19 protein-coding genes, 1 tRNA gene and 1 riboswitch are annotated in these 25,642 nt (G+C 68.8%); of the genes, 8 read left to right on the top strand and 12 right to left on the bottom strand.

Annotated elements, in window-relative coordinates; translation table 11 throughout:
• Nucleotides 1-3: 3 nt before the first annotated feature.
• The 3 genes from AC3WOE_RS11725 to pth form a co-directional block, all read right to left on the bottom strand.
• Nucleotides 4-1,872, bottom strand: coding sequence for a TonB-dependent receptor domain-containing protein (locus AC3WOE_RS11725; protein ID WP_492690607.1), 1,869 nt, complete (start codon nucleotides 1,870-1,872; stop codon nucleotides 4-6).
• Between the two features lie 69 nt (nucleotides 1,873-1,941).
• A riboswitch (cobalamin riboswitch) is annotated at nucleotides 1,942-2,174 on the bottom strand.
• Complete coding sequence (locus tag AC3WOE_RS11720; RefSeq protein WP_492690606.1) at nucleotides 2,170-2,574, bottom strand: hypothetical protein; 405 nt, start codon at nucleotides 2,572-2,574, stop codon at nucleotides 2,170-2,172. (Overlaps the previous riboswitch by 5 nt.)
• The gene (pth, locus tag AC3WOE_RS11715) at nucleotides 2,571-3,203 is read right to left on the bottom strand and encodes an aminoacyl-tRNA hydrolase (RefSeq protein WP_492690605.1); all 633 of its coding nucleotides are present in this window, start codon (nucleotides 3,201-3,203) and stop codon (nucleotides 2,571-2,573) included. Before pth ends, AC3WOE_RS11720 begins: the two co-directional genes overlap by 4 nt.
• An 81-nt stretch (nucleotides 3,204-3,284) precedes the next feature.
• On the opposite strand from pth, the gene AC3WOE_RS11710 reads away from it, so the two are divergent.
• The 4 genes from AC3WOE_RS11710 (at nucleotide 3,285) to AC3WOE_RS11695 (ending at nucleotide 12,428) form a co-directional block, all read left to right on the top strand.
• Nucleotides 3,285-4,718 (top strand): MdtA/MuxA family multidrug efflux RND transporter periplasmic adaptor subunit, encoded by a 1,434-nt coding sequence (locus AC3WOE_RS11710; protein WP_492690604.1) that lies wholly within the window; start codon nucleotides 3,285-3,287, stop codon nucleotides 4,716-4,718.
• Between the two features lie 10 nt (nucleotides 4,719-4,728).
• Nucleotides 4,729-7,851 carry an MdtB/MuxB family multidrug efflux RND transporter permease subunit gene (locus tag AC3WOE_RS11705; RefSeq protein ID WP_492690603.1) on the top strand — a complete coding sequence of 1,041 codons (3,123 nt, stop codon included), beginning with the start codon at nucleotides 4,729-4,731 and terminating at the stop codon, nucleotides 7,849-7,851.
• 76 nt (nucleotides 7,852-7,927) lie between these two features.
• Nucleotides 7,928-11,038: a multidrug efflux RND transporter permease subunit gene (locus AC3WOE_RS11700; RefSeq protein WP_492690602.1), complete on the top strand. Its 3,111-nt coding sequence runs from the start codon at nucleotides 7,928-7,930 to the stop codon at nucleotides 11,036-11,038.
• A gap of 4 nt (nucleotides 11,039-11,042) precedes the next feature.
• Entirely contained in the window at nucleotides 11,043-12,428 is a 1,386-nt protein-coding gene (locus AC3WOE_RS11695) for an efflux transporter outer membrane subunit (protein WP_492690601.1), read from the top strand.
• A gap of 49 nt (nucleotides 12,429-12,477) precedes the next feature.
• On the opposite strand, the gene AC3WOE_RS11690 is transcribed toward AC3WOE_RS11695, so the two are convergent.
• The 6 genes from AC3WOE_RS11690 to AC3WOE_RS11665 form a co-directional block, all read right to left on the bottom strand.
• Nucleotides 12,478-13,101, bottom strand: a complete 624-nt coding sequence (locus AC3WOE_RS11690; protein ID WP_492690600.1) for a 50S ribosomal protein L25/general stress protein Ctc — start codon at nucleotides 13,099-13,101, stop codon at nucleotides 12,478-12,480.
• Between the two features lie 144 nt (nucleotides 13,102-13,245).
• Complete coding sequence (locus tag AC3WOE_RS11685; protein ID WP_439467809.1) at nucleotides 13,246-14,208, bottom strand: ribose-phosphate pyrophosphokinase; 963 nt, start codon at nucleotides 14,206-14,208, stop codon at nucleotides 13,246-13,248.
• Between the two features lie 61 nt (nucleotides 14,209-14,269).
• Nucleotides 14,270-14,346: transfer RNA gene (locus AC3WOE_RS11680), tRNA-Gln, on the bottom strand.
• Between the two features lie 40 nt (nucleotides 14,347-14,386).
• Nucleotides 14,387-15,292, bottom strand: coding sequence for a 4-(cytidine 5'-diphospho)-2-C-methyl-D-erythritol kinase (gene ispE, locus AC3WOE_RS11675; RefSeq protein WP_492690599.1), 906 nt, complete (start codon nucleotides 15,290-15,292; stop codon nucleotides 14,387-14,389).
• Entirely contained in the window at nucleotides 15,289-15,804 is a 516-nt protein-coding gene (locus AC3WOE_RS11670) for an outer membrane lipoprotein LolB (RefSeq protein ID WP_492690598.1), read from the bottom strand. The genes ispE and AC3WOE_RS11670 overlap by 4 nt, the downstream gene beginning before the upstream one ends.
• Nucleotides 15,801-17,546: a tetratricopeptide repeat protein gene (locus AC3WOE_RS11665; RefSeq protein ID WP_492690597.1), complete on the bottom strand. Its 1,746-nt coding sequence runs from the start codon at nucleotides 17,544-17,546 to the stop codon at nucleotides 15,801-15,803. The genes AC3WOE_RS11670 and AC3WOE_RS11665 overlap by 4 nt, the downstream gene beginning before the upstream one ends.
• Nucleotides 17,547-17,587: 41 nt before the next feature.
• Between AC3WOE_RS11665 and mutM the strand changes: the two genes are divergently transcribed.
• From mutM to AC3WOE_RS11645, 4 genes are all read left to right on the top strand, one after another.
• Complete coding sequence (mutM, locus tag AC3WOE_RS11660; RefSeq protein WP_492690596.1) at nucleotides 17,588-18,406, top strand: bifunctional DNA-formamidopyrimidine glycosylase/DNA-(apurinic or apyrimidinic site) lyase; 819 nt, start codon at nucleotides 17,588-17,590, stop codon at nucleotides 18,404-18,406.
• The gene (mutY, locus tag AC3WOE_RS11655) at nucleotides 18,391-19,410 is read left to right on the top strand and encodes an A/G-specific adenine glycosylase (RefSeq protein WP_492690595.1); all 1,020 of its coding nucleotides are present in this window, start codon (nucleotides 18,391-18,393) and stop codon (nucleotides 19,408-19,410) included. Before mutM ends, mutY begins: the two co-directional genes overlap by 16 nt.
• A gap of 3 nt (nucleotides 19,411-19,413) precedes the next feature.
• Nucleotides 19,414-19,716: a hypothetical protein gene (locus AC3WOE_RS11650; protein WP_492690594.1), complete on the top strand. Its 303-nt coding sequence runs from the start codon at nucleotides 19,414-19,416 to the stop codon at nucleotides 19,714-19,716.
• A gap of 86 nt (nucleotides 19,717-19,802) precedes the next feature.
• The gene (locus AC3WOE_RS11645; RefSeq protein ID WP_492690593.1) at nucleotides 19,803-21,572 is read left to right on the top strand and encodes a methyl-accepting chemotaxis protein; all 1,770 of its coding nucleotides are present in this window, start codon (nucleotides 19,803-19,805) and stop codon (nucleotides 21,570-21,572) included.
• A 16-nt stretch (nucleotides 21,573-21,588) separates the two neighbouring features.
• Here AC3WOE_RS11645 and ampC read toward each other — a convergent pair whose 3' ends face one another.
• Genes ampC through AC3WOE_RS11630 form a run of 3 tightly spaced genes read right to left on the bottom strand, consistent with a single transcriptional unit; the run spans nucleotide 21,589 to nucleotide 25,624 of the window.
• Nucleotides 21,589-22,740: a class C beta-lactamase gene (ampC, locus tag AC3WOE_RS11640; RefSeq protein WP_492690592.1), complete on the bottom strand. Its 1,152-nt coding sequence runs from the start codon at nucleotides 22,738-22,740 to the stop codon at nucleotides 21,589-21,591.
• A gap of 5 nt (nucleotides 22,741-22,745) precedes the next feature.
• Nucleotides 22,746-23,891, bottom strand: coding sequence for an FAD-dependent oxidoreductase (locus AC3WOE_RS11635; protein WP_492690591.1), 1,146 nt, complete (start codon nucleotides 23,889-23,891; stop codon nucleotides 22,746-22,748).
• 2 nt (nucleotides 23,892-23,893) lie between these two features.
• The gene (locus tag AC3WOE_RS11630; protein WP_492690590.1) at nucleotides 23,894-25,624 is read right to left on the bottom strand and encodes a M56 family metallopeptidase; all 1,731 of its coding nucleotides are present in this window, start codon (nucleotides 25,622-25,624) and stop codon (nucleotides 23,894-23,896) included.
• Between the last annotated feature and the right edge of the window lie 18 nt (nucleotides 25,625-25,642).

Below are 25,642 nucleotides of genomic sequence, written 5' to 3'. Positions count from 1 at the left end.
AGCTTAAAGCTGCGGTGACCAGCGCAGGGTGATCAGTGCCGTGCGTGGTGCCGAAGCATAGCCATAGGCCGTCGACGTCTCGCGGTCGAAGGCGTTGTCCAGGTTCAGCTGCAGCTTGAGGTCCTTGCGGATCTTGTACTGCGCGTTGAAGTTGACGAGGCCATAGCCGCCGAGCTTGCGCGTGTTGGCGGCGTTGTCCCAGCGTGCGCCCGAGGCCTGCACGCTGCTGCCCAGCACCCAGTCGCCCAGCTCGGTGTCGGCGCCCAGCGTGGCCAGGCGCTTGGCGCGGCGGGCCAGCAGCAGGCCTGTGCTGGCGTCGGTGGGCTTCTGGAAGTCCATGGTCGCGCGCAGGCTGACCGGGCCGGCCTTGGTGTTGCCGGCCAGGGTCACGCCGCGCAGGCGGGCCGCCGACACGTTCTGGTAGCAGCCGAACTGGCTCTGGCAGCTACCGGCGGCGCCGAAGATGATGAGGTTGCTGACGCGGTTGCGGTAGGCGGTGGCGGTCAGTTCGGTGTCGCCGAGGCCGTACTTCAGGCCCAGCTCGACATTGCGTCCGCGCTCGGCTTCCAGCGGCTTGACACCCGGCTTGCTGAGGTCGGGGCCGTAGACCGTGCCTTGCTGGTAAAGCGTCGGCGCGCGGAAGGCATTGCCGACCGAGCCGACGACGCGCAGGCCGCTGACGATCTCGTAGCCGGCCAGCAGGGTGCCGGTGTCGACGCTGCCGAACTGGCTGTCGTCGTCATGGCGGGCATGGGCCTGCAGGCTGAAGGCACCGGCGTTGAGCAGATAGCCCGCGCCGATGGCATTGCGATGGCGCTTGCCGACGCCGGCGGTGACCAGGCCGCTGTTTTCCAGCTGGTCTTCGATGCGCTCGCCCTGGAAGTTGAGCTGCTGGCCCTGGCCCAGCAGATACGAGCCGGTCAGCGCCAGGTTCTTGACCTTGGTGACCGTCAGATAGGGCGAGGGGTTGGTCTCGTAGCGGTCGCGCGACTCGCCATAGCTCAGCTGGGTCTGCAGGGCCGGCGTCCACTGGGCCGTCCAGGCCAGGCGGGTGGCGTCGGTGTCCTGCACGCTGCGGTCGTCCACCAGCGGCTTGGACTTGGAGGCGTCGTACTGCGCGTTGATGTGGTTCTTGATGACGACGACTTCGGCGCGATGGGCTTCGCTCAGCTGGGCGCCGACACGGACCGTGCCCTGGTATTTGTGCCAACCGTCGCGGTCGGGGACATAGCTGAAGGAGCCCGGATAGTCGATGGTCGAGTTGAAGCCGTCGCTCTCCTCGATGGCGCCCGTGAAGGCGAAGTCGATGATGCCTTGGCTGCCGAACAGGCCGCCGTCGGCCTTCATCGTGCCCTGGGTGCCGATGCCGACGCCGAAGTCGGCGCTGACCTTGCCACCACCCTTGCGCGTGAAGATCTGCACCACGCCGCCGACGGCGTCGGAGCCGTAGATGGCGCTGGCCGGGCCCTTCAGCACTTCGACGCGCTCGACCTGGGCGACCGGAATGCCCTGCCAGCTGGCGCCGCCGGTGGACTGCGAGTCCATGCGCACGCCGTCGACCAGCACCAGGGTGTGGCGCGTGTCGGCGCCGCGCAGGAAGAGGGAGGTCGTCGAGGCGGCACCGCCGTTGCGCACCATCTCGGCGCAGCCGTTGTTGCGCAGCAGGTCGGCCACGCTGGAAGCGGCCTGGCGCTCGATGTCGGCGCGAGTGATGACGGTCAGGTCGGCCAGCACTTCGGACAGGCGCTGGGGTGTGCGCGTGGCCGTGGTGACGACGGTATCGAGCTTGTTCTGGGCGTGGGCGGACGAAGCCAGGGCCAGCACGGCCAGGGCGAGCAGCGACCGACGGGCCGCGAGGAGGGAGTAAGACATGGTTGAGACGCGAACGAACACCCAGCCGTACTGACCCCCGCAGCAAGGCTGAAAAACGGCTGCCGCATGGCGGCAACCCCGTCGTTGGCCGGTATCCGGGCTGGCAGACTTCCGTTCGACGCCTTCCCGGTGCACGCACCAGTGGCTTGTCGGTCGAACAGTGGGCCACGAGGGCCTCGTCCGCTTACCGTTGCGGGGACAGCTCAGGTTAGGCGCGCCGCGTGGCGGTTTGCCCTCCTGATTCCCGTTGAACTGCGGCCGCCATGGAGACGGGCGCGAGCACCAACGGCGGGCATTCTATCGAGGGTGGCTGGCGGCAGCCGAGGGCTTGTGTGGCTTGGCCGTCTTGGGCGGCTTCGGCTGCACGACCTGGGGCGTGCTGGCGGGCGGTGGCGGGGGCGGCGCCTGCAGGCCCAGGGACTGGGCGCGCTGGTGGCGGGCCTCGGCCTCGCTGGCGCGGCGCGCCTGGGCCAGGGCCGCGGCCAGCTTGGCGTCGCTCATGTGGCGATCGCGGGCGGCCTTGCTGTCGGCCGTGCTGGGCTGATCGAAGTCGACGCTGCTGGCCGCGCCGCCGCCGGGGCAGGGCGAGTCGCGCAGGTCGCGGCCCTCGGGACCACAGCGGAACACCTGGGCGCTGCGAGTCTGGGTCTGCGCCAGGACGGGCAGGGCAGCGAGGGCCAGGACCAGCAGCAGGGGCTTCATGGAACTGGAGTTTGTACCGGCGGCTCGGGTTTGGGGGGCTTGGGACGTGGTGGTTTGGCGTGAATTTTGGCCAGGGCCTTGTCCATCTGGCCGCTCAGCATCAGCTCGACGGCGCCATAGCTCTTCTCGATGCAGTCCTCCACCGCCTGGCGCTCGGCCAGCGGCGGCTTGCGCAGCACATAGTTGGCCACCTCGGCCTTGTGGCCCGGGTGGCCGATGCCCAGGCGCAGCCGCCAGAAGTCGCCGCTGCCCAGCTGGGCCCGCATATCCCTCAGGCCGTTGTGGCCGCCGTCGCCGCCGCCCTTCTTGAACTTCATCTCGCCGGGTGCCAGGTCCAGCTCGTCGTGGATGGCCAGGATCTCTTCCGGCGCGATCTTGAAGAAGCGCGCCAGCGCCGCCACCGACTTGCCCGAGACGTTCATATAGGTCATGGGCTCCAGCAGCCAGACCGGACCGCTGGCGCCCGGGGCGTGGTTCACGCGGGCCACCAGCCCGTGATAGGCCTTGTCGGGTTGCAGACTGACCTTGAGGCCGCGGGCGAGGCCGTCGATCCACCAGAAACCGGCGTTGTGGCGCGTGTCTTCGTACTCGGCACCGGGATTGCCCAGGCCCACCATCAGCTTGATCATGAACGTGATCGTAGCTTTGAGGGTCAGCAATGCTCCAGCTACATTCGGCCGGGACACTGGCTGCAACCAGGAGTGGACCGAATGCAGAACAAGGATTCCAAGGGCAGCAACAAGACCTGGATCTGGGTTGTGGTGGCCGTCATTGCCGTGGCGGCAGCGGGCTGGTGGTGGAAAGGCCGGGGCGGTGAAGGTGCCGAAGGACCGGCGGGTGCGGCTTCAGCAGCATCGGGCGCGGCCCCGGGCCGGCCCGCGGGTGGCCGCTTTGGCCGCAGCGGGCCGCAGCCCGTCACCGTTGCCGCGGTGCTCAAGCGCGACATGCCCATCGTCATCGACGCCATCGGCAGCATCGCCTCGGCCAACACCGCCGTCGTGCGTGCCAAGGTCAGCGGCGAGCTCAAGGCCATCTACTTCCACGAAGGCCAGCCGGTGAAGGCCGGCCAGGTGGTGGCTTTGATCGACCCCAAACCCTACGAGATCGCGCGCGACCAGGCCCTGGCCGCGCTGGCCCGTGACCAGGCCCAGCTCGAGAACGCACGCGCCGACCTGGCCCGCTACAAGGACCTGGTGGCCAAGGACGCCGCGCCGCGCCAGCAGCTGGACACCCAGCAGGCCTTGGTGCGCCAGCTGGAAGCCACGCTGCTGTCCGACAAGGCCGCCGTGGACAACGCGAAGCTGCAGCTCTCCTACACCCGCGTCACTGCGCCCATCACCGGCCAGGCGGGCCTGAAGCAGGCCGACCTGGGCAACAACGTGACGCCCGGCGACGCCAACGGCCTGCTGACCATCGCCCAGACCCAGCCGGCTGCCGTCGTCTTTGCCGTGCCCGACGCGCGCCTGGCCCGCATCCGCCAGCAACTTGCCGACAAGCAGCCGCTCGCCGTGCAAGCCTGGGACCGCGAGCGCCGCAACAAGCTCGCCGAGGGCCGCGTGGCCAGCACCGACAACGCCATCGACGCCACGACCGGCACCATCAAGGTCAAGGCCCTGTTCGACAACAAGGACGGCGGCCTCTTCCCCAACCAGTTCGTCAATGTGCGTCTGCAACTGGGCACGCTGAGCGATGCCATCGTCGTGCCGACGGCCGCCGTGCAGCGCGGTGCGCCGGGCACCTACGTCTATGTGGTGGCCGACGGCCAGGTGGCCCTGCGCAAGGCGCAGGTGCTGGCGACGGACGGCGACTCGACCGCGGTGCAGGGCGAGCTCAAGCCGGGTGACCAGGTCGTCATCGACGGCGCCGACCGCCTGCGCGACGGCGGCAAGGCCGAGGTCATCAAGGCACCGGCCGGCGCGGCTTCGGGCGCGGGTGGCGGGCGGGGGCGCCGGGGCGCCGGCGCAGCCAGCGCGCCGGGTGGTGCAGCAAGCGGGGCCGCGGCGGCGAGTGCTGCCGGCGACGGCGACCGTCCGCGCTGGGAGAGCCGCGTGCCGCCCGAGATGGTCGAGAAGCTCAGGGCCATGAGCCCCGAGGACCGTCGCGCCTGGCTGCAGGAGCACCGCGCGTCGGCGCCATCCCAGTGAGGTCGGGCACATGAACCCGTCCCGCCTTTTCATCGCGCGGCCGGTCGCGACCTCGCTGCTGATGCTGGCCATCGTGCTGGCCGGCGCCCTGGCCTACCGGTTGCTGCCGGTCTCGGCCCTGCCCGAGGTCGACTACCCGACCATCCAGGTCACGACCCTCTACCCCGGCGCCAGCCCGGACGTGATGACGTCCTCGGTCACCGCGCCGCTGGAGCGCCAGTTCGGCCAGATGCCGGGCCTGGCGCAGATGTCGTCCACCAGCTCGGGCGGCGCCTCCGTCATCACGCTGCGCTTCGAGCTCAGCCTGGCCCTGGACGTGGCCGAGCAGGAGGTGCAGGCGGCCATCAACGCCGGCAGCAACCTGCTGCCCAGCGACCTGCCCATGCCGCCGGTCTACAGCAAGGTCAACCCGGCCGATGCGCCGGTGCTGACCATCGCCATCAGCTCGTCGACGCTGCCGATCACGCGCGTGCACGACCTGGTCGAAAGCCGCCTGGCGCAGAAGATCTCGCAGGTGCCCGGTGTCGGCCTCGTCGGCATCGCGGGCGGGCGGCGGCCGGCCGTGCGCATCCAGGCCAACCCGGGCGCGCTGGCTTCGCTCGGGCTGTCCATCGACGATGTGCGCACCGCCATCTCGGCGGCCAATGTCAACCAGTCCAAGGGCAGCTTCGACGGCCCGCTGCGTGCCTCCACGCTGGACGCCAACGACCAGCTGAAGAACGCCAGCGAGTACGCCAACCTCGTCATCGCCTACAAGAACGGCAACCCGGTGCGCCTCAAGGATGTGGCCCAGCTGGTGGACGATGCCGAGAACCTGCGCCTGGCGGCCTGGGCCGGTCAGGCCGGCAAGTCCTCGGTGTCGGCCGTCATCCTGAATGTGCAGCGCCAGCCCGGCGCCAACGTCATCGACACCGTGGACCGCGTGCGCGCCGTGCTGCCCCAGCTGCAGGCCAGCCTGCCGGCTTCGCTGGACGTGCAGCTGCTCAGCGACCGCACCACCACCATCCGCGCCTCCGTGACCGATGTGCAGCACGAGCTGCTGTTCGCCATCGTCCTCGTCATCGGCGTCATCTTCATCTTCCTGCGCAGCCTGCCCGCCACCCTCATCCCGGCGGTGGCCGTGCCGGTGTCTCTCGTGGGCACCTTCGGCGTCATGTACATGGCGGGCTTCTCGATCAACAACCTGACGCTGATGGCCATGGTCATCTCCACGGGCTTCGTCGTCGACGACGCCATCGTGATGATCGAGAACATCGCCCGCCACATGGAGGAGGGCGGCGAGGGCGTCAGCGCCTACGACGCGGCCCTGACAGGCTCGCAGCAGATCGGCTTCACCATCATCTCGCTGACGGTCTCGCTGATCGCGGTGCTGATCCCGCTGCTCTTCATGGGCGACGTGGTGGGCCGCCTCTTCCACGAGTTCGCCATCACGCTGGCCGTGTCCATCCTGATCTCGGCCTTCGTGTCGCTGACGCTGACGCCCATGATGTGTGCCCGCCTGCTCAAGCATGAGCACGACGAGGACCACGGCAAGCTGTGGCGTGCCGTCGGCAAGGCCTTCGACGACACCATCGCCGGCTACGGCCGCATGCTGAACTGGGTGCTGGACCGCTCAGCCGCGACGCTGGTCGTCTTCATCGCCACGCTGGGCCTGACCGGCGTGCTCTATCTGATGGTGCCCAAGGGCTTCTTCCCGGTGCAGGACACCGGCCAGATCCAGGGCATCACCGAGGCGGCCCAATCCACCTCCTTCAGTGCCATGGCCGAGCACCAGCAGCGCCTGGCCGAGCGGGTGCTGAAGGATCCGGCCGTGGAGACGGTCTCGTCCTTCATCGGCGTGGACGGCGGCAACACGACGCTGAACCAGGGTCGGCTGCAGATCTCGCTGAGACCCAAGGAGTTGCGCAATGCCAGCGCGGCCGAGGTGGCGCGCCGCATCGCCGACGCGGCGACAGAGGAGCCCGGCATCGCGCTGTATCTGCAGCCGGTGCAGGACCTGACCATCGAGGACCGCATCGCCAAGACCCAGTACCAGTTCACGCTGAGTTCGCCCGACTCCGCCGAGCTGAGCCGTTCCACCGCTGCGGTGCTGGAGCGCCTGCGCGAGCTGCACCAGATCGCCGACGTTGCCAGCGACCAGCAGGAGAAGGGCTTGCAGGCCTATGTCGACATCGACCGCGATGCGGCCGGGCGGCTGGGCGTCAGCGTCGCGGCCATCGACAGCGCGCTGTACAGCGCCTTCGGCCAGCGCCTGATCTCCACCATCTTCACCCAGAGCAACCAGTACCGCGTCGTGCTGGAGGTGGCGCCGGAGTACCGCCAGGGCCTGGACGGTTTGAAAGGCCTTTATGTGCCCGGCACCGGCGGCGTGCAGGTGCCGCTGAGCTCTGTGGCGAAGTTTGCCGAGCGCCTGGCGCCGCTGGCCGTCAACCATGTGGCCCAGTTCCCGTCGTCGACCATCTCCTTCAACCTCGCACCTGGCGCTTCGCTGGGAGAGGCGGTCAAGGCCATCCGCAGCGAGGTCGATGCGCTGCAACTGCCGCTGAGCGTGGAGACTCGCTTCGAGGGCGCCGCCCTGGCCTTTCAGGCGTCCCTCACGAGCACGCTGCTGCTCATCCTCGCGGCCATCGTGACGATGTACATCGTGCTGGGCGTGCTCTACGAGAGCACCATCCACCCGCTGACCATCCTGTCCACGCTGCCGTCGGCGGGCCTGGGCGCCCTGCTGGCCCTGCTGGCCTTTCGCCTCGACCTCGGCATCATCGCCATCATCGGCATCGTGCTGCTGATCGGCATCGTGAAGAAGAACGCGATCATGATGATCGACTTCGCACTGGAGGCTGAACGCGACCACGGCAAGAAGCCGCGTGACGCGATCTACGAGGCCTGCCTGCTGCGCTTCCGTCCCATCCTGATGACGACGATGGCGGCCCTGCTGGGCGCGCTGCCGCTGATGCTCGGCACCGGCGTGGGCAGCGAACTGCGCCATCCGCTGGGCGTCGTCATGGTCGGCGGCCTCATCGTCAGCCAGCTGCTGACGCTGTTCACGACGCCGGTCATCTATCTCGGCTTTGCGGCGCTGGCTGCGCGCCTCAAGCGTGGCCGCGCCAAGACCGAGGAGGCGACCGTATGACAGCCCCCACGCGAGCGTGGCTCGCTGCCCCCCGAGGGGGCTCAGCCTCCTTTGGGGCGGCCCGGCAGGAGGCTGCGTGAACCTGTCGCGCGTCTTCATCGAGCGACCGATAGGCACGGCGCTGATCACCTGCGGCCTGGCGCTGGCCGGGTCCATCGCCTATCTGCTGCTGCCGATTGCGCCACTGCCGCAGGTGGAGTTCCCGACCATCTCGGTCAGCGCTTCGCTGCCCGGCGCCAGCCCCGACACCATGGCGGCCACGGTGGCCACGCCGCTGGAGCGTACCCTGGGCAGCATCGCCGGCGTCACCGAGATCACCTCGTCCTCGTCGCTGGGCAGCACGCGCGTGACGCTGCAGTTCGACCTCAGCCGCGACATCGACAGCGCCGCCCGTGATGTGCAGGCCGGCATCAACGCCTCGCGTGCGTTGCTGCCGACGGGCATGCCCAGCAACCCGAGCTATCGCAAGGTCAACCCCGCCGACGCGCCCATCATGATCGTGGCGCTGACGTCGGACACGCTGACGCGCGGCCAGATGTACGACGCCGCGTCCACGGTGCTGGCGCAGCGCCTGTCCCAGGTCGACGGCGTCGGCCAGGTCAGCGTGGGCGGCGGCGCGCTGCCGGCGGTGCGCATCGAGCTGGACCCCAACAAACTGTCGGCCCAGGGCATCTCGCTGGACCAGGTCAGGGCGGCCGTCGTCGCGACCAATGCCAACCGGCCCAAGGGCCAGCTGGAAGCGGGTGACCGCGCCTGGCAGATTTCCGCCAACGACCAGGCCCGCACGGCCGCCGACTACGCGCCGCTGGTGCTCAGCTACAAGAACGGCGCTGCCGTGCACCTGCGCGACGTGGCCCAGATCGACGACAGCGTGCAGGACCTGCGCAACGACGGCCTGGCCAACGGCAAGTCGGCGGTGCTGCTGATCCTGAACAAGGCGCCCAGCGCCAACATCATCGAGACCGTCGACACGGTGCGGGGCCTGCTGCCGCAACTGCGCGCCTCCATCTCACCGGCCATCAACGTCGACGTGGTCATGGACCGCACGTCCACCATCCGCGCCAGCATCAAGGAGGTGCAGCGCACCCTGGCCATCTCCTTCGGCCTGGTCATCGTCGTCGTCTTCATCTTCCTGCGGCGCTTCCGTGCGGCCTTGCTGCCGGCGGTGGCCGTGCCGGTGTCGCTGGCCGGCACCTGCGGCTTCATGTATCTGCTGGGCTACAGCATCGACAACCTGTCTCTGATGGCCATGACGGTGGCGACCGGCTTCGTCGTCGACGACGCCATCGTCGTGCTCGAGAACATCTCGCGCCACATCGAGCGCGGCGTGCCACCGCGCGAGGCGGCGCTGAAGGGCGCCAGGGAGATCGGCTTCACCGTCGTCTCCATCTCGCTGAGCCTGATCGCCGTCTTCATCCCCATCCTGGCCATGGGCGGCATCGTCGGGCGGCTGTTCCGCGAGTTCGCCGTCGTGCTGTCGGTGGCCATCCTGGTGTCCATGGTGGTGTCCCTGACCACCACGCCCATGATGGCCGCCACCCTGCTCAAGCCGCATGCCGAGGCCAGGAAGCCGGGCCGCTTCGGCCGCTGGCTGGGCGGGCTGCAGCGCGGGCTGATGCGCGGCTATCGCCGCAGCCTGCGCTGGACGCTGCGCCACCAGCCTCTTGCGCTGCTGGCCCTGGCCGGCGTGGTCGCGCTGAACGTGCACCTCTACATGACCATCCCCAAGGGCTTCTTTCCGCAGCAGGACACGGGGTTGATGATCGGTGGCGTGCAGGCCGACCAGGCCTCGTCCTTCCAGTCCATGCAGCTCAAGCTGCGCACCTTCAGCGACATCGTTCGCGCCGACCCGGCCATTGCCAACGTGACCGGCTTCACCGGCGGCGGCCAGCGCAACAGCGCCAACATGTTCATCAGCCTCAAGCCCCAGAAGGAGCGCCAGGAGAGCATCGACGCCGTCATCAACCGCCTGCGCGGCAAGCTGGCCAAGGTGCCGGGCGCCAACCTCTTCATGGTGCCGGTGCAGGACATCCGCATCGGTGGCCGCCAGGCCAATGCCTCGCTGCAGTACACCCTGCAGTCGGACAGCCTGGAGGACCTGCGCAACTGGGAGCCGCGCATCCGTCGCGCCCTGACCGAGGTGCCCGAGATCACCGACGTCAACACCGACCAGCAGGACAAGGGCACGCAGACCTCGCTGGTCGTCGACCGCGACGCGTTGGCGCGTCTGGGCATCACCATGAGCGCCTTCGACAGCACGCTGAACAATGCCTTCGGTCAGCGCCAGGTCGGCGTCATCTACAACCCGCTGAACCAGTACCGCGTCGTCATGGAGCTGGCGCCGGCCTGGCTGCAAAGCCCGCAGACCCTGGACCGGCTGATGCTGACCAGCAGCAGCGGCCAGCAGGTGCCGATGTCGGCGGTGGCGCGCGTCGAGGTGACCAACACGCCGCTGTCGGTCAACCACCAGAGCGGCACGCCGGCCAGCACCATCAGCTTCAACCTGGCCGAGAACGCGTCCTTGTCAGATGCCGTCGCGGCCATCAACGACGCCGTGGCCGGCAGCGGCGCGCCGGTGTCGGTGCGGGGAAGCTTCCAGGGCACGGCCCAGGCCTTCCAGGCTTCGTTGAAGTCCCAGCCCCTGCTCATCCTCGCGGCCATCGTGACCATCTATCTGGTGCTGGGCATGCTCTACGAGAGCCTCATCCACCCGATCACCATCCTGTCGACCCTGCCGTCGGCCGGTGTCGGTGCGCTGCTGGCGCTGATGGCCTTCAAGACTGACTTCACCATCATTGCGCTGATCGGCGTCATCCTGCTGATCGGCATCGTCAAGAAGAACGCCATCATGATGCTGGACTTCGCCATCTCGGCCCAGCATGCCGCCGACGAGCGCGGCAGCCGGCTGTCGCCGGGTGCGGCCATCTACCGCGCCGCCCTGCTGAGGCTGCGGCCCATCCTGATGACGACGGTGGCCGCCGTCTTCGGTGCCGTGCCGCTGGCCCTGGGCCATGGCGAAGGCGCCGAGCTGCGCGTGCCGCTGGGCATCTCCATCGTCGGCGGCCTGCTGCTGAGCCAGCTGCTGACCCTCTACACCACGCCCGTCGTGTTCTGCTGCATGGACAGGCTGAGCCGCAAGAAGAAGCCCAAGCCCAGCCCGACCCCTGTCCTCCAGACCGCGACCTGAAGCCATGCTGAAGACTGCTCTTCTTCCCCTCGTCCTGGCCCTGGCCGGCTGCGCCATCACGGCCAAGCAAGCGCCGACCGAGCCGGCACCGCCGGCGGCCTTCAAGGGCTCGGCCGAATGGCAGCGCGTTGCGCCCGAGGTCGCCGTGCCCGAGGCCTGGTGGACGATGTTCAAGGACCCGGTGCTGGACAGCCTGCAGGCCGACCTCGTCGTCGGCAACCAGAACATCGCCGCCGCGCTGGCCCAGGTCACGTCGGCACGCGCCGTGCTGAGCGCCAGTCGCTCGGCCATCTTCCCGACACTGACGGTCAGCGGTAGCAGCACCCGTTCGGCCACGGTCGAGAACGCCAATGGCCAGCGCACGGTGTCGACCAACAACGCGCTGACCGCCAACGCGGCCTGGGAAGTCGACCTGTGGGGCCGCCTGGCCGAAGGCGTCAAGGCGGCCGGCGCGAATTACCGGGCCAGCGAGGCCGACCTCGCCGCGCTGCGCCTGTCGGCGCAGGCGACCTTGACGCAGAGCTACTTTTCGCTGCGCACGGCCGAGGCCCAGCAGGCCCTGCTGGAACGCACGGTAGCGGCCAACCAGCGCGCACTGGAGCTGACCGAGGTGCGCTACGCCAGCGGCGTCGTGGCCCAGACCGATGTGCTGCAGGCGCGCACCCAGTTGCGCAGCGCGCAGTCGCAGCTCAGCGACATGCGCGCCGAGCGCGCCCAGCTCGAGCACAGCATCGCCACCCAGCTCGGCAAGCTGGCAGGGCAGTTCCAGCTGCTGCCCAATGCGCGCCTTCCCGAGCTGCCGCCGGTGCCCGACCTGGTGCCTTCGACCCTGCTGGCCCAGCGGCCCGACATCGCCGCCGCACGCGCCCGCCAGGCGTCGGCCTATGCGCAGATCGGCATCGCCGACGCGGCCTTCTTCCCTGCCATCGATCTGTCGGCCAGCGCCGGTTATCGCGGCTCATCCTGGTCCAACCTGATTTCGGCACCCAATCTGCTGTGGAGCATCGGCGCGGCCGTGGCTCAGCCCATCTTCGACGGCGGCCAGCGCAAGCTCGCCTCCGCCCAGGCCCGCGCCTCGGCCGACGTGGCCACGGCCAATTACCGGCAGGCCGTGCTGACGGCCTTCCAGGAGGTCGAGGACAACCTGGTGCAGTTCGCCGAGTCGGGCGCGGCCGTTGCCCTGCAGCGCGATGCCTTCGAGGCGGCCGGCCGCAATCTCGAGATCGTGCTGGCCCAGTACCGCGCCGGCACCGTGAGCTTCCTGAACGTCAGCGCCGCCCAGGCCTCGGCGCTGTCGGCCGAAGGCAATCTGCTGTCCTCGCGCAACCGCCAGCTGGTGGCGGCGAATCTGCTGTTGAAGAACTTGGGTGGGCGGCTGCCGCCGCAATGAAAAAGGGCTCCTTGCGGAGCCCTTCATGTTGGCTGGAAGCCAGCAAGAATTACTTCTTGCCCTTCTTGCCCTTCTTGTCGTCGGCGGCCGGAGCGGCGGCAACGACGATTTCCTCGGTCTTGGGCTCGACCGGGGTCGCCAGGACGGGGTTGGGCTTGCCGTGGGTGACGACCTTGACGCCGGCGGGCAGCTTGATGTCGTTGACGTGCAGGCTGTGACCCTTGGTCAGGCCGGACAGGTCCACCTCGATGAACTCGGGCAGTTCCTTGGCCAGGCAGGTGATCAGCAGCTCGGTGACGATGTGGTTGACCGTGCAGTGGTCGGTCTTGACGGCCACGGAGGCCTCTTCGCCGACGTAGTGGATCGGGACCTTCTTGGTGATCTTGGTCGTGCCGTCCACGCGCTGGAAGTCGCAGTGCAGGACTTGCGGCTTGTAGGGGTGCATCTGGAAGTCGCGCAGCAGCACTTGCGTGGTGGCGCCGGCCAGTTCCATGTCCAGCAGCGAGCTGTGGAAGGCTTCCTTCTTGAGGGCGTGGAACAGCGCGTTGTGATCGAGTTCGATCATGACGGGCTCACCGGCGCCAAAAACAATGCCCGGCACCTTGCCGGCCACTCGCAGGCGGCGGCTCGCTCCGGTCCCCTGCAACTTGCGCTCAAAAGCGACAAACTTCATGGTTTTCTCCAAAAGAGAACGGCACCCGCGACCAGGCGCCGTTTGAAAAGGCCGTCTTGCGACAGCCACGTATTCCGATCAGAGGTTGTTCTGCTCGGAGAAAAGGGAGGGCCCCGCTTGCGGGAGGGACCCTACTCGGACTGACTAGAAATTGTTGTTTTGTTCCGAGAAGAGGGAAGTGACCGACTCGCCGTCGGAAATACGGCGGATGGTCTCGGCAAACAGGAAGGCCACCGACAGCTGGCGAATCTTCTTGCAGGCCTTGGCCGCGTCGGTCAGCGGAATGGTGTTGGTGATGACGACTTCGTCCAGCTGCGAACCGGCGATGCGCTCGATGGCCGGGCCCGACAGGATGGGGTGGGTGCAGTAGGCAAAGACGCTCTTGGCGCCGCGGGCCTTCAGCACCTCGGCCGCCTTCACGAGGGTGCCGGCGGTGTCGATCATGTCGTCCATGATCACGCAGTTGCGGCCGTCGATCTCGCCGATGACGTGCATCACTTCGGACACGTTGGCGGCCGGACGGCGCTTGTCGATGATGGCCAGGTCGCAGCCCAGCTGCTTGGCCAGGGCGCGGGCGCGAACCACGCCGCCGACGTCGGGAGACACGACGACGAGGTCCTGGTAGTTGCGGCTCTTCAGGTCCGACAGCAGCACCGGCGAGGCGTAGATGTTGTCGACCGGGATGTCGAAGAAGCCCTGGATCTGGTCGGCGTGCAGGTCCATGGTCAGCACGCGCTCGACGCCGACGGTTTCCAGCAGGTTGGCGACGACCTTGGCCGAGATGGGCACCCGGGTGGAACGCGGGCGGCGGTCCTGGCGGGCATAGCCGAAGTAGGGGATCACGGCGGTGACGCGGCGAGCGCTGGAGCGCTTCAGGGCGTCGGCCATGATCAGCAGCTCCATCAGGTTCTCGTTCGTCGGCGCGCAGGTGGGCTGGATGACGAAGACGTCGCGGGCGCGGACGTTCTGCTGGATCTCGACGGCGACTTCACCGTCGGAGAAACGGCCGACCACGGCCTTGCCCAGCTCGAGACCGAGATGGGTCGCAATTTCCTGAGAGAGGACCGGGTTCGCGTTGCCGGTGAAGAGAACCGTGTTGAGCAGCACTGGGAGCCTCTGGTGTCAGTGGCTCGCTGAAGCAGAGCCGGTTCAGCGAAAAACAGAAATTTGGCAGGGGAGGAAGGACTCGAACCCTCGCATGTCGGAATCAAAATCCGATGCCTTGACCAACTTGGCGACTCCCCTACACAGGACACAGCAGAGCTGCTGCACCCCAAGACCCTTGTCAGCCGGCCCAGCCCGCGAGCGGGTGAGAGCCTAAGCTGTGGCAGATTCGACCGGTCCACCCTTCAGGTCCTTTTTGTGAAAGACGCTGAAGCAATGTCGCCAGGGACTGGTTGTCCTTGCCATCTTTTCCGTCCCCGGCGAGCCGGGCAAAGACCGCTGCGCCAGAGCCCGTCATCCGGGCGTTGCCGAAAACTTCGGACAACTGTTGCAACGCGTCTCGCACTTCACTGCTGATTGACTCGGCTGCGGGCTGGAGGTCATTGCGACCAAAGCCTTCCACCAGGTTTTCAGCTGTTCTTGCCGAGGCAGGAAAGCCCGCGACTATAGCCAGGTTTTCGCTTCTTGCCAAGAGAGGGCTCGAAAAGATGTCTTTCGTCGCGAGGCCGGCGGGACCCTTCAGCACCGCGAAGCGCTGCCTGGGCAGGTCCAGAGGATGCAGGATTTCGCCTATGCCTTCGACAAAGGCCGGGCCGCCGCCGAGGAAAAAGGGCACATCGGCGCCGAGCTTGAGCCCCAGGGCCATCAGGCGCTCCAGCGGCAGGCGCAGATCCCAGAGCCGGTTCAGCGCCAGCAGCGTCGTCGCCGCATCAGACGAGCCGCCGCCCATGCCGGCGCCGGCCGGCAGGCGCTTTTCGAGATGGATGTCGGCGCCGAGCGTGCAACCCGTCTCGGATTGCAGCAGTCGCGCGGCGCGCAGGCAGAGGTCGTCGGCCGGCAGGTCGCCGCCCAGCACATCATGGCGCCGCAACGCACCGTCGGCACGCACTTCCACATGCAGGGTGTCGGCCCAGTCGATCAGCACGAAGACCGACTGCAGCAGGTGGTAGCCGTCCGGCCGCTTGCCGACGACATGCAGGAAGAGGTTGAGCTTGGCCGGCGCAGCCAGGTCGTAGAGCGCCTTCATTCGCCGCCGTCGAGCTTGGCGCGCAGGATGACGGTCGGCGCTGCGAGACGGGTGGCGACGAGGGCGGGCAGCTTGGGTTCGATGCGCCAGCCCAGTTGCTCGAAGCCGCTGTCGGTCTTCTTGTGAGGCGCAGTGGGCCAGGGGCGGGCCTGCAGCCAGTCGAACAGCGCGGCGACGGGCACGGCTTCGCCGAGCAGTTCGCGGGTCAAGGCGTCGAGGTCGTCGAAGCTGCGTTCGTCGCTGGGCGTCTGCAGCATCACCCGGCCGGGCTGCCAGCTGGCGCGCGCCACCAGGGCACCCAGGGGCGAGGTCAGCTCCAGGCGGCCAGCTTGCGGGTCGCCGAAGAGCTCGAAGCTGGCGGCGCCGCCGGTGCCGCGGTTGTGCACGTCACCGGCCACCGTCACGCTGATGCGGCCGCTGAGGTGGGACTCGGCAGACGCGTCGGGCGGGGTCTTGGGCAGTTGGGCGCAGCCGGCGAGGGCGAGCGCGAGGACAAGGGCGGCCAGCCTCATCGCGACTTGACCTTCAGGCGATCCATGGCCTCGCGCAGGGCTTCGTTGCGCGGCTCTCGTTGCGCGGCCTCCGCGAAGACGCGGCGCGCTTCATCCTGGGCGCCGCTGGCCCACAGCACTTCGCCGAGGTGGGCGGCGATCTCCGCATCGGGGCGGCCGGTGAGGGCCTGGCGCAGCAGCTTGGCGGCTTCGTCCAGATTGCCCAGGCGGAACTCCACCCAGCCCAGGCTGTCGACGATGAAGGGTTCGCCCGGCGCCAGCTTGAGCGCCTGCTCGATGAGCTGCTTGGCCTCGGGCAGGCGCAGATTGCGTTCGGCCAGCGAGTAGCCCAGCGCGTTGTAGGCATGGTGGTAGTCGGGCTTGATCTCGATGACCTTGCGCAGCAGCGACTCCATCTCGTCGAACTTGCCGACCTTCTCGGTCATCATGGCCTGTTCGTAGATCAGATCCGGATCGGCCGGGAAGCGGGTCGTGGCGGCCTTCAGCACGGCCAGCGAGCCGGGATAGTCGCGCTGCTCGCGCATCAGCTGGGCCTCGGCCAGCAGGGTGGCGCGGGCGTCGGCGTCGCCGGCGTCGGCGGCCGGCTGCAGCAGCTTGCGCGCATCGGCCAGCAAGCCGCGCCGGGCCAGCAGGCTGGCGCGGCGATAGCGCAGTTCCAGGCTGTTGCCGTCGACCTTCTGCAGTGCGGCCTCGGCGCCCTTGAGGTCGCCGCGCTGCTCGGCGGCCTGGGACAGCAGCAGCCAGGCCTGCTGGCGGCCTTCGGCGCGCGCGCGGATCTCGGCGTCGGTGCCCGACGCCGGCGTGTCCAGGCGCTTCAGGGCTTCACGCAAGGCTGTCTCCGAGGCGGGCGCATGCTTGAGTTCCAGCTCGATGGCGCCCAGCGCCAGCCAGGGTGCGGGGTTGTCGGGCGTCGCCTCGGTCAGCAGGCGGAACTCGCGGGCCGCTTCGGCCGGCCGCTGCGTCTGGATCAGGGCACGGGCATAGGCCTGGCGCAGGGCGTACTGGTCGGGCTTCTGCTGCAGCCTTGCCGTGATCAGCCCCTCGGCCTGGGCCTCGGTAGGCATCAGGTCGACGGCAAGCTGCATGGCGTCGTTGCTGTCGGGGTCCAGTTGGTCGAGCTCGCGGGTCAGCGTCAGCGCTCGGGCGTTCTGGCCGGCATTGATGGCCAGACGGGCCTCGGTGTAGAGCGCGGCGGGCTTGAGTGGTCCGGTCTGGGCTTGCAAAAAGGGCGCCAGCGCCGCCAGCACGGACTTGGGATCGGGCGAGCGCTGGAACAGGCGGGGCAGGGCGACGATGAGGGCTGGGCGCTGGGGCACGGGGGCAACGCGCAGCAGGCTCGCCATCGGCACGGGCACCTCGGCAGGCCGGTTCATCACGGCCAGCAATTGCACGCAGTTCTGCAGGGCTTCCGATGACGTGGGCACGGTCTCGGCCCAGGCACGTGCCGCCATCAGGGCCTGGTCGCCGGAGCGCGCCTGGATGGCGATGTTGATGACGCGCTTGAACAGTTCCTCGTCGCCGGTGCGGCGGGCCGCGTCCAGCAGCACCTGGAAGGCGACGCCGGCCTGGCCGTTCTGCAGTTCGACCTCGCCGATCAGCAACTGGTAGAACAGCGGCGCGTCCATGACCGAGTTCGTCGGCGACTCGGCGGGCTCGGGGGCGGCGGCGGCATCCTGGGCGTGAACTTGCAGAGCAGCCAGCAAGGCAGCAGCGGCGAGCACGCGACGGTAGGGCAAGGGCATTCGAACTCCGGCAGACAGGGCCTGATTATGATTTCGCCCCCATGCCCGAGTTGCCTGAAGTCGAAGTCACGCGCCGCAGCTTCGCGAGTGCCATCCAGGGAGCCCGGGTGACCGGTCTCCGCCTGGGAAAACCCCTGCGCTGGCCCCTGGGCGTGGACCCCGAGACCCTGCTCGGCAGCCGCGTCGGCAGCACGCAAAGAAGGGGTAAATATTTGTGGCTGCCTCTGGAAAGCCGTGGGGGGCTGCTGATGCACCTGGGCATGTCGGGATCGCTGGCCTTCCTGGAGACCACACCCGCCCCCGGCGCGCATGACCATTTCGACCTGCACACCGACCATGGCCTGCTGCGCCTGACCGACCCGCGGCGCTTCGGCGCCGTGGTCTGGGCGTCGGCTTTGGACGCCGAGCCGGCGGCGACGTTGCTGGGCGGTCTGGGCCTGGAGCCTTTCGACGAGCGCTTCGACGGCCTGCACCTGCATGCGGCACTGAGCGGCCGGCGCGTGTCGATCAAGCAGGCCCTGCTGGCGGGCGACATCGTCGTCGGCGCCGGCAACATCTACGCCTGCGAGGCCCTCTTCATGGCCGGCATTGATCCGCGCCTGCCCGCCGGCAAGCTGAGCCGCCCGCGGGCCGACAAGCTCGCAGCCGCCGTGCGCAGCGTGCTCGGCCAGGCCCTGGAGGCCGGCGGCACGACGCTGCGCGACTTCCGCGACGCCCACGGCGTGGCCGGCAGCTTCCAGATGCAGGCCCAGGTCTATGGCCGCGAAGGCCAGCCCTGCCTGCGCTGCGGCACGCCCATCCGCCGCATCGTGCAAGGGCAGCGCTCCACCTTCTATTGCCCGTCATGCCAGAAGCGTTGATCCCCGACTTCGGCAAGACCGTCGTGGCCTGGCAGAGGCGCCATGGCCGCAACACCCTGCCCTGGCAGAACACCCGCGATCCCTATCGCGTCTGGCTGTCGGAAGTCATGCTGCAGCAGACGCAGGTCACGACGGTGCTGGGCTATTACGAGCGCTTCCTGGCGCACTGGCCCCAGGTCACCGACCTGGCCGCGGCGACGCTGGACGAGGTGCTGGCGCAATGGGCGGGCTTGGGCTACTACAGCCGGGCGCGCAATCTGCATGCCTGTGCCCGGGCGGTGGCCGAACTGCATGGCGGCGAGTTCCCGCGCACTGCCGCGGGCCTGCAGACGCTGCCCGGCATCGGCCGCTCGACCGCCGCGGCCATTGCCGCCTTCTGCTTCGGCGAGCGCGTCGCGATCCTGGACGGCAATGTCAAGCGCGTGCTCGGCCGGGTGCTGGCCTTCGACGGCGACCTCGCCAGCAGCGCGGCCGAGAAGAAGCTCTGGGATCGCGCCACCGAACTGCTGCCAGAGCACGACGTGGACCGCTACACCCAGGGGCTGATGGACCTGGGCGCGACGGTCTGTTCGGCGCGCTCGCCCGACTGCCTGCTCTGCCCCGTGCAGCCCCTTTGCCTTGGCCAGCAGCTGGGCGATCCGACGCGCTTTCCGGTCAAGACGAAGAAGCTCAAGCGCAGCCGGCGCGAGAACTGGTGGTTGTGGGTGGCCGGTTCCGAGGGCCAGGTCTTGCTGCAGCAGCGGCCCGCGACCGGCGTCTGGGCCGGGCTGTGGACCCTGCCGATGTTCGACGACGAGGCCAGCGTTCGCGCCGCCCTGCCGGGTGTCGCCCTGGAGACGCTGCCGCGCATCGAGCATGCGCTGACGCACTTCGACTGGATTCTGCACACGCTGCGCGCCGAGGTGGCCGAGGGAAATCTTGCGGGCGGCACCTGGGTCGCGCGGGAGAAACTCGGCACTTACGCGCTGCCGGCGCCGCTGAAGAAACTGATGGGGGAAAGCTGAGCCATGAAAGCACACATCAAGAGCGGCATCGAGTACGCGGTTATCACCCTGCTCGTGGCCGGTCTGTGCCTGTGGCAGCTCATCAGCAGCACCCAGGACGGCGAGCCGCCGGCCTCGCAGCTGACCCTGCTGGCCCTCGGCCTGGCCATCGCGGTTTCCATGCACTGCGTCTTCATGATGCAGCTCGTGCGACAAACCGGCCGCAGGTTCTGGCCCTGGCTGATGGCCATCATCCTGCTGCCGACCATGGGTTCGGCCGTCCTGCTGGCGTTGCTGCTGAGCGAAGCGGACGCGGCGGAAAGCTGACAGTGAGGACTCTTCACGCCTGAGCACATTGCCTGCCCGCGGCGGAAAGGGCAAAGTCCCCAGCACAACGACGAAAGGGGACAGCCTTGGATGCCTTGAAGAACCTGCGCGTTGGGGCGCGCCTCGGGCTTGCTTTCGCCATCCTGCTGGCGCTGATGCTCGCGATGGCCGGCGTGGGAACGATGCTCGCCAAATCCATCAACTACTACGCCGAGTACTACCCCAACAACATCCTGCCGTCGCTGCGCATCATTCACATCATCGATGGCGGCATCTCCGATGCCCGCAGGTTCGAGCAGCAGCACATCCTGACGGACGACGACAAGGAAAAGAAGGCGATCGGAGCCCAGATCGCCAAGGCCCGTGATGACGTCAGGCAGCGCCTCAAGGACTATGAGCTGCTGGCCGCCGACGACGAGGACCGAGGCCTGCTGAAGGTGGTGCGCGAAGGGGCCGAGGTCTATTTCGCCGGGGAGGAAAAGATCCTCAAGGCCTCCGATGAAAGTGCCGCCGACCCGACCCAGGGAACGGCCGCGCGCGAGATGAACCTGGCAGCGCGCGCCGTCTTCCTGCCGCTGCGGCAGAACGTCGCCAAATGGTGGGACTACAACGAGAAGCTGGCCGCCGCGACGACTGAAGCTGCCGAGAGTGCCTACCGCCGCGTGTTGGTCATCTTCGCCATTGCCTCGGCGGTGGCCCTGGCCATCGGCGTCTTCGCGGCGCTGTGGATCACGCGCTCCATCACCGGCCCGGTGCAGCGCGCCTCCGCGGCTGTCAGTGCCGTGGCGGGGGGGGACCTGACCCAGCGCCTGCACAGCAGCTCGCGCGACGAGCTTGGCCAGCTGCTGAGCAACCTGGACGACATGACGCAGAACCTCGCGCGCATGGTGTCCGGTGTGCGCACGGGCTGCGACCAGCTGAACGTTGCGGCGGCCGAGATCGCCCAGGGCAATGCCGACCTGTCGGCACGCACCGAGAGCCAGGCCTCCAGCCTGGAGGAAACCGCCGCCTCCGTCGAACAGATGGCGGCGCAGATCAAGGCCAATGCCGACAATGCCCGCCAGGCCGACCAGCTTGCCAACCACGCGTCCGAGGTGGCGGGTGCTGGTGGCGTGGCCGTCGGCGAGGTGGTCACGACCATGGATGCGATCTCGACGTCCAGCCGCAAGATCAACGACATCATCGGCACCATCGACGGCATCGCTTTCCAGACCAATATCCTGGCCCTGAACGCGGCCGTCGAGGCGGCACGAGCCGGTGAACAAGGCCGTGGCTTTGCCGTCGTGGCCGGCGAGGTGCGCCTGCTGGCCCAGCGCAGTGCCGAGGCGGCCAAGGAGATCAAGAGCCTGATCGGCGACAGCGTCTCCAAGGTCGAGAGCGGCAGCAGCCAGGTGCTGGCGGCGCGCGAGACCATAGCCCAGATGGTCAACGAGGTGCGCAAGGTGACCGACCTGGTCGGCGAGATCACGGTTTCCAGCCGCGAGCAGAGCGAGGGCGTGGGCCAGATCAATGCCGCCGTCAGCCAGCTCGATCAGGCCACGCAGCAGAACGCGGCCCTGGTGGAACAGACCGCCGCGGCAGCCGAGAGCATGCGCATGCAGACGGCCAAGCTGACCGAGGCGGTGGCGGCCTTCCGCGTGGAAGCGCATATGGCGGCCCACGCGAGCGCGCCGCGCAACGCGCCCAAGCCGGCGCCCAGGCCCATAGCCCCGCCCAAGGCCGCTGCGCCAAGGCCGGCCGCCAAGCCCGCGGCGCCGAGGCCCACGCCTGCCACTGCCGCCGTCGCGGCACCGACACCCCAGCCGGCACCTGCACCGGCACCCAGTAGCAGCGAAGGCGACTGGGAAACCTTCTGAGCGCGGGCGGGCCTCTTCAGTCAGGCGCTGCGGTCAGCGCCTGCAGGATGGACCACGCCGCCTCGACGCGTGCCGGGATCGGGTAGTTCCGATTCGCGAGCAGCACAAGACCCACGCGCCGCGAGGGAACGAAGGCGACATAGGCGCCGAAACCTCCCGTCGAACCCGTCTTGTTGAAGAGTCGAGCCTCGTTGGGTGTCGTGCGAGCCAGCCTGTACGCGGGCTGCGCGTCGAGGATCATCTCCTCCGAGTTGCCGCCCAGCAACCATTCGCGCGAGACGGGAAAGGGGTATTGCTCCCATCCCAGCCCCTGGATGAGCGGGCCTGAGCGGAAGTGCCCGACCTGCGTGGCTTCAACGGCGCGGCGCATCGCGGGTGCCAACGAGCTGGGGTCGATGTTCGCCTGAACGAAGCGCAGCAGGTCCGAGGCGGTCGTCCTGACGCCGTAGGTGGGCTCGGCGAGCGGCCCCGGCTGCATCCTGACCTGTTTGTCGTCCCGATGGCCCCAGGCGTAGTCCTGCCTTGCATGGTCGGGCACGCGGACGTGGCTGTGGGCCATGCCGAATGCAGGGAACAGCCGCGTCTCGAGCGCCGACGCGAAGTCCTCGCCGAGCGCCTTCGCCGTGGCGAGGCCCAGCAGGCCCAGGCTGGGGTTGGAATAGCTGCGCACGGCGCCTGGACTGGCAGTCGGCTTCCAGTCCCGGAAGTAGGTCAGGGTCGTGGCATCGGCTGCCACCGCATCCGGAAACTGAAGCGGCAGACCGCCGGCGGTGTAGGTGGCCAGATGCAGTACCGTGGCCTTGTCGATGGCGGTGCCCTTCAGCTCGGGAAGGTATTTGCCGGGATGGTCGTTCAGCGACAGCTTGCCGGTGCTCTGAGCGTAGGCCGCCAGCGTGGCCGTGAAGGTCTTGCTCACCGAGCCGATCTCGAACAGCGTGGTGTCCGTGACGGGCGCCGGGGCCTGCTTCGACGTGACGCCGAAGTTGAAGACGTAGGCGCGGCCGTCGACGGTCAGCGCCGCGGCCATGCCGGGGATGTCATGGCGTGCCATCACTGGAAGGATGGCGGCTTCAACGGCTGCGCGGACGCGGCCATCGTCGATGGCGTGCGCCGCGACGGGCACCAGCAACGCGCAGAGGACGAGCGACGTCCTCGTGAAGTGCTGCATGAGCCTCACCCGGGCTGGAACAATGTGGCCAGACGTCGCACGGCGTCTTCGGTCTGGGCTCGGTCGGGCGTGAGGTCGGCGTTGCCGAAGTCGTGCTCGCCCATGGCGGCGACCAGCAGCCCGTCGCGGCGCGGCAGCACGACGAGGTTGTGGCCGCGGTAGATCAGCGCGTAGTCCACCTCGGGCTGGGGAATGAGGCGCGCCGTCTGGCCGCGCACCGGCGTCATGCTGGCATCGTTCAACAGCTTGCGGGCGCCGTCCCCCATGCAGTTGACGACGGCGCGCTCCGGCAGCCTGGCGAAGTCGCGCGGCTGGTGGAATTCGCGCTGCACCAGCTCGCCGCCATCGCGGGCGAAGTCGTCCAGCAGCAGGCGCTGGTAGGCCGGGATGTTGAAGACGAGTTGGGTGAAGCGGCGCACATGCGGTTTGCGGAAGGGGTGCTCGTCGGCCGCGAGTTCCTTGCCATGCGGCCGCAGGTCGGCAATGCGCGAGGACAGCTCGGGATAGTCGGGCTCGCTGCCGTGGGCGGCGTAGCTGGGCAGGGGCTGGTCGAAGCCTTCGTCGGCGACCACATAGCCGTCATGCCATTCGACCGGGCCCGACGGCAGGCCGAGATAGCTTTGGTGCACCTTGAAGGAGGCGCGCGCCATGGCTTCCCAGTCCGCCGTCCAGGCCTCGCTGGCGTGTGCTTCGGTGACGATGCGCGAGTCCGGCGTCCACAGCCCCGTCGCCGCCGAGGAGTGCACGCGCGGCGGGCGGTCCTTCGCATAGAGCCTGACCTTGTAGCCGGCCTGCTGGGCGGTGCGGGCCGTCGTCAGGCCGATGGCGCCGCAGCCGACGACGGCGATGCGCTCGCCCGGGCGCGCGCCGCTGGCCTGGATCAGCGCCAGAGCTCGTTGCGCCGAACCCCAGGACAGCGACCAGCCGCTGCCGCCATGGCCGTAGTGGTGGACCAGCGTCTTGCCGAAGCGTTTCTCGGCCTCGATGCGCGGACCCTGGGCGCGAAAGGGACGGATGCCGACGGCGATGTCGACGATGCGGTCGACGCTGGCGCGCATGGCGGCCGGCCGGCGTGGTGCCGCGAAGTCGAGGGCCAGGGCGGGCAGCGCGAACGCGACGCTGCCGGTCGCGAGCAGGTGGCGGCGCTGCACGATCAGGAGGCCTGCTTGGTCAGTGACTTGCGGATCAGCGCCGCGTCGCGCAGGCGATTGGCCGAGCCGTCGGCGTCCAGCAGCACGACGGTGACCGGGCGCTTGCCATTGAGGATGCGCATGGCCAGGCAGCGGCCGGCTTCCTCGGTGTAGCCGGTCTTGGACACGCGGATGTTCCAGCCCTTGGCGCCCACCAGCCGATTGGTGTTGCGCAGTTCGCGGGTACGGCCGTCGACCGGCACCTTGGCCTTCTTGACGCTGGTGATGCGTTCGATCTCGCCATAACGCGCCGCGGCGGCGGTTACGGCGGCCATCTCGGTGGCCGTCGAGGTGTTGGCGGGCGACAGGCCGGTCGGGTCGGTGATGGCCGTGTGCTTCAGGCCCAGGGCGTGGATCTTGGTCTGCATGGCCTTCACGAAGCCGGCCTCGCCACCCGGGTAGGTGCGGGCCAGCGCCGCGGCGGCACGGTTCTCGGATTCCATCAGCGCCATCTCCAGCGCGGCCTGGCGGCTCATCTGCGTGCCGACGCGCACGCGGGACTTGCTGTGCTTCAGCGTGTCGACGTCGTCATTGGTGATGCGCAGCTTCTCGTTCGGGTCGAGCTTGGCGTCCAGCACCACCATCGCCGTCAGCAGCTTGGTCAGCGAGGCGATGGGCACGACGGCGTCGGCGTCGCGGGCCATCAGCACCTTGCCGGTGGCGTCATCGATGACGACGACATGCTTGGCATTGACGGGAAGCCGCAGTTGCTGGGCCGGCGGCATCTCATCGGCAGCCGTCGTGGCCTGGGTGACCGGCGCCGGCGCCTCGACGGGGTCGCGGCCCTTGGCCTGCACGACGAAGCTGGTGGCCGCGATCAGCAGGGCCGGCAGGGCCAGTTTCCAGCCGGTGGCCTGGGGACGGGGGGCGAGCAGGCGCTCGATGCGGGCCAGCAGGTCACCGCCGCGGGCGGCCTGGGCGAGGGATGAGGTCATGGGAGCTTGATCCAGTTCAGAGAGTGCATGCAGGGCAACGGCCAAGCGGCGGGAGTCACCGATGAGTTCGGCCGAGATTTCGTCGGCCACCATTTCGCGCTCATGGCGCATGCGGGCCGAGAGCCACCAGACCACGGGGTGGAAGAAGAGCAGGGCCTCTACGGCGCTCTGCAAAAGGTTGGCGAGATAGTCCCAGCGCCGCACATGGGCGAGCTCGTGGGCGAGCAGGGCTTCCAGCAGGTCGACCGGCAGCTTGCTCAGCAGTGCGGCGGGCAGCAGCACGCAGGGCCTCAGCGCGCCCAGGGCGATGGGGCCGGCCAGCTCGGGCAGGAGGCGCAGGCTGACGGCGCGCTTCAGTCCCAGGCGGCGGGCGAGGGCATCGAGCCGCGCCTGCCACTCGGCCGGCGCCGGCGTGCTGCGCCGCCGTGCGCGCCCCACCCAGGCCAGGCCCAGCGCAACGCGGGCCAACATCAGCGTGGTGCCCAGGGCCCAAGCGGTGACCAGGGCCGGCATCTGTTCGGCCAGAGGCGACAGTTCGCCGATGAACTCCGCATCGGCCGGCGCCAGGTCAAGGCACTGGGCCAGCGGCAGGCCGAGGCAAAGGCCCAGGCCGGCGGCGCATACCGCGTAGCGCCAGCGCGCCGAGGCGCCGCGCATCAGGGCCAGCAGCGCAGCGGCGGCGACGCCGACGATGGCGCCCTGCCATAGGAAGTTCACGAGGGCCCAGCCCCAGGCATTCATGGCGAGGTCCAGATTCATTGGTGCACCCTTCGGCCT

The sequence above is a fragment of the Roseateles sp. FW305-36 genome (genome assembly GCF_058787015.1).
The sequence above is the reverse complement of the archived record's forward strand: the minus strand, read 5'-3'. Positions and strand labels throughout refer to the sequence as shown.